Genomic DNA, 6,686 nt, shown 5'->3' with positions numbered 1-6,686 from the left:
TGATTGACTTAAACAATCAAAGAGCTATATCAAGCTTACTCTAATATGGAGAGTTTGATCCTGGCTCAGGATGAACGCTGGCGGCGTGCCTAATACATGCAAGTCGAGCGAACTGAAGAGGAGCTTGCTCCTTTGACGTTAGCGGCGGACGGGTGAGTAACACGTGGGTAACCTACCTATAAGACTGGAATAACTCCGGGAAACCGGGGCTAATGCCGGATAATATGTTGAACCGCATGGTTCAACAGTGAAAGACGGTTTTGCTGTCACTTATAGATGGACCCGCGCCGCATTAGCTAGTTGGTGAGGTAACGGCTCACCAAGGCGACGATGCGTAGCCGACCTGAGAGGGTGATCGGCCACACTGGAACTGAGACACGGTCCAGACTCCTACGGGAGGCAGCAGTAGGGAATCTTCCGCAATGGACGAAAGTCTGACGGAGCAACGCCGCGTGAGTGATGAAGGTCTTCGGATCGTAAAGCTCTGTTGTTAGGGAAGAACAAATGTGTAAGTAACTGTGCACATCTTGACGGTACCTAACCAGAAAGCCACGGCTAACTACGTGCCAGCAGCCGCGGTAATACGTAGGTGGCAAGCGTTATCCGGAATTATTGGGCGTAAAGCGCGCGTAGGCGGTTTTTTAAGTCTGATGTGAAAGCCCACGGCTCAACCGTGGAGGGTCATTGGAAACTGGAAAACTTGAGTGCAGAAGAGGAAAGTGGAATTCCATGTGTAGCGGTGAAATGCGCAGAGATATGGAGGAACACCAGTGGCGAAGGCGGCTTTCTGGTCTGCAACTGACGCTGATGTGCGAAAGCGTGGGGATCAAACAGGATTAGATACCCTGGTAGTCCACGCCGTAAACGATGAGTGCTAAGTGTTAGGGGGTTTCCGCCCCTTAGTGCTGCAGCTAACGCATTAAGCACTCCGCCTGGGGAGTACGGTCGCAAGACTGAAACTCAAAGGAATTGACGGGGACCCGCACAAGCGGTGGAGCATGTGGTTTAATTCGAAGCAACGCGAAGAACCTTACCAAATCTTGACATCCTTTGACCGCTCTAGAGATAGAGTTTTCCTCTTCGGAGGACAAAGTGACAGGTGGTGCATGGTTGTCGTCAGCTCGTGTCGTGAGATGTTGGGTTAAGTCCCGCAACGAGCGCAACCCTTAAGCTTAGTTGCCATCATTAAGTTGGGCACTCTAGGCTGACTGCCGGTGACAAACCGGAGGAAGGTGGGGATGACGTCAAATCATCATGCCCCTTATGATTTGGGCTACACACGTGCTACAATGGACAATACAAAGGGCAGCGAAACCGTGAGGTCAAGCCAATCCCATAAAGTTGTTCTCAGTTCGGATTGTAGTCTGCAACTCGACTACATGAAGCTGGAATCGCTAGTAATCGTAGATCAGCATGCTACGGTGAATACGTTCCCGGGTCTTGTACACACCGCCCGTCACACCACGAGAGTTTGTAACACCCGAAGCCGGTGGAGTAACCATTTGGAGCTAGCCGTCGAAGGTGGGACAAATGATTGGGGTGAAGTCGTAACAAGGTAGCCGTATCGGAAGGTGCGGCTGGATCACCTCCTTTCTAAGGATAATATACGGAATATCACCATAGGTGATAGACGGATTAACGTGACATATTGTATTCAGTTTTGAATGCTCATTCATTGAGGATTCAACATTGTACATTGAAAACTAGATAAGTAAGTAATAGATTTTACCAAGCAAAACCGAGTAACAAGCGAAAAGCTTGAAACAAACAATTATCGCTAGTCGTCAACAGACGACTCACATAATTAATAACTGGTGATGATAAGTGTGAAAGCATTGACAAGACAAATGTGATTGCGTCATTGACGTGATGAAAGCGTTTGTCAGTCAGAGAATTTCTTGATGAGTGCAGCGAAGATTACGTTTTGTAAATGAGCAAGCGAAGAAAGAAATGAGATAGAATGCGAGCGCTTATTAGCACGTCTAGATTAAGTTATTAAGGGCGCACGGTGGATGCCTTGGCACTAGAAGCCGATGAAGGACGTTACTAACGACGATATGCTTTGGGGAGCTGTAAGTAAGCTTTGATCCAGAGATTTCCGAATGGGGGAACCCAGCACGAGTTATGTCGTGTTATCCGCATGTGAATACATAGCATGTGAGAAGGTAGACCCGGAGAACTGAAACATCTTAGTACCCGGAGGAAGAGAAAGAAAAATCGATTCCCTGAGTAGCGGCGAGCGAAACGGGAAGAGCCCAAACCAACAAGCTTGCTTGTTGGGGTTGTAGGACACTCTTATGGAGTTACAAAAGAATGAGTTAGACGAATAACCTGGAAAGGTTAATCAGAGAAGGTAATAATCCTGTAGTCGAAAACTGATTCTCTCTTGAGTGGATCCTGAGTACGACGGAGCACGTGAAATTCCGTCGGAATCTGGGAGGACCATCTCCTAAGGCTAAATACTCTCTAGTGACCGATAGTGAACCAGTACCGTGAGGGAAAGGTGAAAAGTACCCCGGAAGGGGAGTGAAAGAGAACTTGAAACCGTGTGCTTACAAGTAGTCAGAGCCCGTTAAGGGGTGATGGCGTGCCTTTTGTAGAATGAACCGGCGAGTTACGATCTGATGCAAGGTTAAGCAGGAAATGTGGAGCCGTAGCGAAAGCGAGTCTGAATAGGGCGAATGAGTATTTGGTCGTAGACCCGAAACCAGGTGATCTACCCTTGGTCAGGTTGAAGTTCAGGTAACACTGAATGGAGGACCGAACCGACTTACGTTGAAAAGTGAGCGGATGAACTGAGGGTAGCGGAGAAATTCCAATCGAACTTGGAGATAGCTGGTTCTCTCCGAAATAGCTTTAGGGCTAGCCTCAAGTGATGATTATTGGAGGTAGAGCACTGTTTGGACGAGGGGCCCCTCTCGGGTTACCGAATTCAGACAAACTCCGAATGCCAAATAATTTAACTTGGGAGTCAGAACGTGGGTGATAAGGTCCATGTTCGAAAGGGAAACAGCCCAGACCACCAGCTAAGGTCCCAAAATATATGTTAAGTGGAAAAGGATGTGGCGTTGCCCAGACAACTAGGATGTTGGCTTAGAAGCAGCCATCATTTAAAGAGTGCGTAATAGCTCACTAGTCGAGTGACACTGCGCCGAAAATGTACCGGGGCTAAACATATTACCGAAGCTGTGGATTGTCCTTTGGACAATGGTAGGAGAGCGTTCTAAGGGCGTTGAAGCATGATCGCAAGGACATGTGGAGCGCTTAGAAGTGAGAATGCCGGTGTGAGTAGCGAAAGACGGGTGAGAATCCCGTCCACCGATTGACTAAGGTTTCCAGAGGAAGGCTCGTCCGCTCTGGGTTAGTCGGGTCCTAAGCTGAGGCCGACAGGCGTAGGCGATGGATAACAGGTTGATATTCCTGTACCACCAACAATCGTTTTAAGCGATGGGGGGACGCAGTAGGATAGGCGAAGCGTGCTGTTGGAGTGCACGTCCAAGCAGTGAGACTGAGTGTTAGGCAAATCCGGCACTCAAAAGGTCAAGCTGTGATGGGGAGAGGAAATTGTTTCCTCGAGTCGTTGATTTCACACTGCCGAGAAAAGCCTCTAGCTAGAAAGTTGGTGCCCGTACCGCAAACCGACACAGGTAGTCAAGATGAGAATTCTAAGGTGAGCGAGCGAACTCTCGTTAAGGAACTCGGCAAAATGACCCCGTAACTTCGGGAGAAGGGGTGCTCTTTAGGGTTCACGCTCTGAAGAGCCGCAGTGAATAGGCCCAAGCGACTGTTTATCAAAAACACAGGTCTCTGCTAAACCGTAAGGTGACGTATAGGGGCTGACGCCTGCCCGGTGCTGGAAGGTTAAGAGGAGTGGTTAGCTTCAGCGAAGCTACGAATCGAAGCCCCAGTAAACGGCGGCCGTAACTATAACGGTCCTAAGGTAGCGAAATTCCTTGTCGGGTAAGTTCCGACCCGCACGAAAGGCGTAACGATTTGGGCACTGTCTCAACGAGAGACTCGGTGAAATCATAGTACCGGTGAAGATGCCGGTTACCCGCGACAGGACGGAAAGACCCCGTGGAGCTTTACTGTAGCCTGATATTGAAATTCGGTACAGTTTGTACAGGATAGGTAGGAGCCATTGAAGCGTGAGCGCTAGCTTACGTGGAGGCATTGGTGGGATACTACCCTAATTGTATTGGATTTCTAACTCGCAGCACTTATCGTGCTGGAAGACAGTGTCAGGCGGGCAGTTTGACTGGGGCGGTCGCCTCCTAAAGTGTAACGGAGGCGCTCAAAGGTTCCCTCAGAATGGTTGGAAATCATTCATAGAGTGTAAAGGCATAAGGGAGCTTGACTGCGAGACCTACAAGTCGAGCAGGGTCGAAAGACGGACTTAGTGATCCGGTGGTTCCGCATGGAAGGGCCATCGCTCAACGGATAAAAGCTACCCCGGGGATAACAGGCTTATCTCCCCCAAGAGTTCACATCGACGGGGAGGTTTGGCACCTCGATGTCGGCTCATCGCATCCTGGGGCTGTAGTCGGTCCCAAGGGTTGGGCTGTTCGCCCATTAAAGCGGTACGCGAGCTGGGTTCAGAACGTCGTGAGACAGTTCGGTCCCTATCCGTCGTGGGCGTAGGAAATTTGAGAGGAGCTGTCCTTAGTACGAGAGGACCGGGATGGACATACCTCTGGTGTACCAGTTGTCGTGCCAACGGCATAGCTGGGTAGCTATGTATGGACGGGATAAGTGCTGAAAGCATCTAAGCATGAAGCCCCCCTCGAGATGAGATTTCCCAACTTCGGTTATAAGATCCCTCAAAGATGATGAGGTAAATAGGTTCGAGGTGGAAGCGTAGCGATACGTGGAGCTGACGAATACTAATCGATCGAAGACTTAATCAAATTCATAACAAGGTTTGCTTGTGAGAAGTTACTTACTATCTAGTTTTGAATGTATAAGCATTCAAATGTTTATCTGGTGCCAATGGCAAAGAGGTCACACCTGTTCCCATGCCGAACACAGAAGTTAAGCTCTTTAGCGCCGATGGTAGTCGGACTTACGTTCCGCAAGAGTAGGACGGTGCCAGGTAAATACATAAGCGTATAGGATGCGATGAGCCGAAAAAACACCTTTTAAAGTTGCAGAAACAGCTTTAAAAGGTGTTTTTCTTTTTGCAATAATACATTGGCGGCCTAGTCCTTTTAACAGTTGTAGAAGTTTCTAAAGTGATTAAAGGCTTTAAATGCACTTCAACTGTTATTATATATTTAATAAGATAATTATACCAAACTATCATTATGTTAAGTGAGACGGATATGGATGATATAAAAGAACCGTAGCTCTTTTCAGATCTACGGATTTTCGCATGTTATAAAATTAATCAGCTCAGTTATTTTAAATTAGCAGTGAATACAACATTTTGTTTTCATTAATATAAATATTTTTAGGGTCAAATTGGCTAACTCGTTTGAGCAGTGCTGTTAAATCTTCATGATTTTGAAGTTGAATCCCGATAATAACAGTACCTGTGTTTTGAGAAGATTTCTTTAGATATTCAAATTTAGTAATATCATCATGTGATCCTAATACGTCATTAACGAATTGTCGTAATGCTCCTGGACGTTGTGGAAAATTTAAAATAAAGTAATGCTTCATTTCTTCAAATAGTAATGAGCGTTCTTCAATTTCTTTCATCCGATTAATATCATTATTGCCACCACTAATGATACATACAACATTTTTGCCTTTGATTTGACTCTTGTATTGCTCTAGTGCACTTACACTCAGTGCGCCTGCTGGTTCAGCAACGATTGCTTGTTTAGAATACATATCAAGAATGGTTGAGCAAACAGCACCTTCGTCGATTTGAAGATAATGATCAAGATATTTTCTACAAATATGAAATGTAATGTCTCCTACACGTGCTACAGAAGCACCATCTACAAATTTATCAATGTTTTGTAAAGTGATGACTTTGTCTTGACTGATAGATTGAAACATACTACTTGCACCTAATGGCTCTACACCAATCAATTTCGTTTGCGGAGAATATTCAGCGAAATATGTGGCAATGCCAGACATCAATCCACCTCCACCTATAGCTCCAAAAAGATAGTCAAACTCAATTTGTTCATTGTTGGCAGCTTCAATGATTTCTTTTGCAATGGTGCCTTGACCAGCAATAGTATTAACATTGTTGAACGGGTCGATAAAGGTCATATCATGTGCATCTGTAAATGCTAGTGCTTCTTTTAAGCAATCATCAAAAGTGTCACCAATGAGTCGAATGTCTACATTTGTTCCACCGAAAAAACGCACTTGATTAATTTTTTGATTTGGGGTTGTCACAGGCATAAAGATAACTGCTTTTAAATTTAATTGTTGAGCTGTAAATGCGACACCCTGTGCGTGATTACCTGCACTTGCACATGTGATTCCCTTATTTTGTTGGGAAGCAGGAAGGACTGAGATTGCATTATATGCACCTCGAAGTTTAAATGAACGGACCCATTGTAGATCCTCTCGCTTCAAATATATGTTACATTCATATTTTTTTGAAAGATAATGATCTTTTTCTAAGGGTGTTGTTTTTACAGTGTTTTGAAGACGTAAAAATGCATCTTCTACATCTTGAGCTGTCACAGTTTGTGTTTCGGCAGCCATCATAGTCACTCCTCATT

General features: G+C 45.8%; 1 protein-coding gene and 3 rRNA genes. 3 read left to right on the top strand and 1 reads right to left on the bottom strand.

The features are described 5' to 3' along the window. The first annotated feature begins 42 nt into the window (after positions 1-42). The 3 genes from C7J90_RS11835 (at position 43) to rrf (ending at position 5,094) form a co-directional block, all read left to right on the top strand. Positions 43-1,593, top strand: a 16S ribosomal RNA gene (locus C7J90_RS11835). Positions 1,594-1,985: 392 nt separating this feature from the next. Beyond that, positions 1,986-4,907, top strand: a 23S ribosomal RNA gene (locus tag C7J90_RS11830). A 72-nt stretch (positions 4,908-4,979) separates the two neighbouring features. Further along, positions 4,980-5,094, top strand: a 5S ribosomal RNA gene (gene rrf / locus C7J90_RS11825). Together the 16S, 23S and 5S rRNA genes form the textbook arrangement of a ribosomal RNA operon. A gap of 306 nt (positions 5,095-5,400) precedes the next feature. On the opposite strand, the gene ilvA is transcribed toward rrf, so the two are convergent. Then, positions 5,401-6,669 (bottom strand): threonine ammonia-lyase IlvA, encoded by a 1,269-nt coding sequence (gene ilvA, locus C7J90_RS11820; RefSeq protein ID WP_103207430.1) that lies wholly within the window; start codon positions 6,667-6,669, stop codon positions 5,401-5,403. Positions 6,670-6,686: the final 17 nt, after the last annotated feature.

The organism is Staphylococcus felis (assembly GCF_003012915.1).
GTDB classification, from domain to species: Bacteria; Bacillota; Bacilli; order Staphylococcales; family Staphylococcaceae; genus Staphylococcus; species Staphylococcus felis.
Note: the sequence above shows the minus strand (reverse complement) of the source record. Positions and strands in the feature narration are given on the sequence as shown.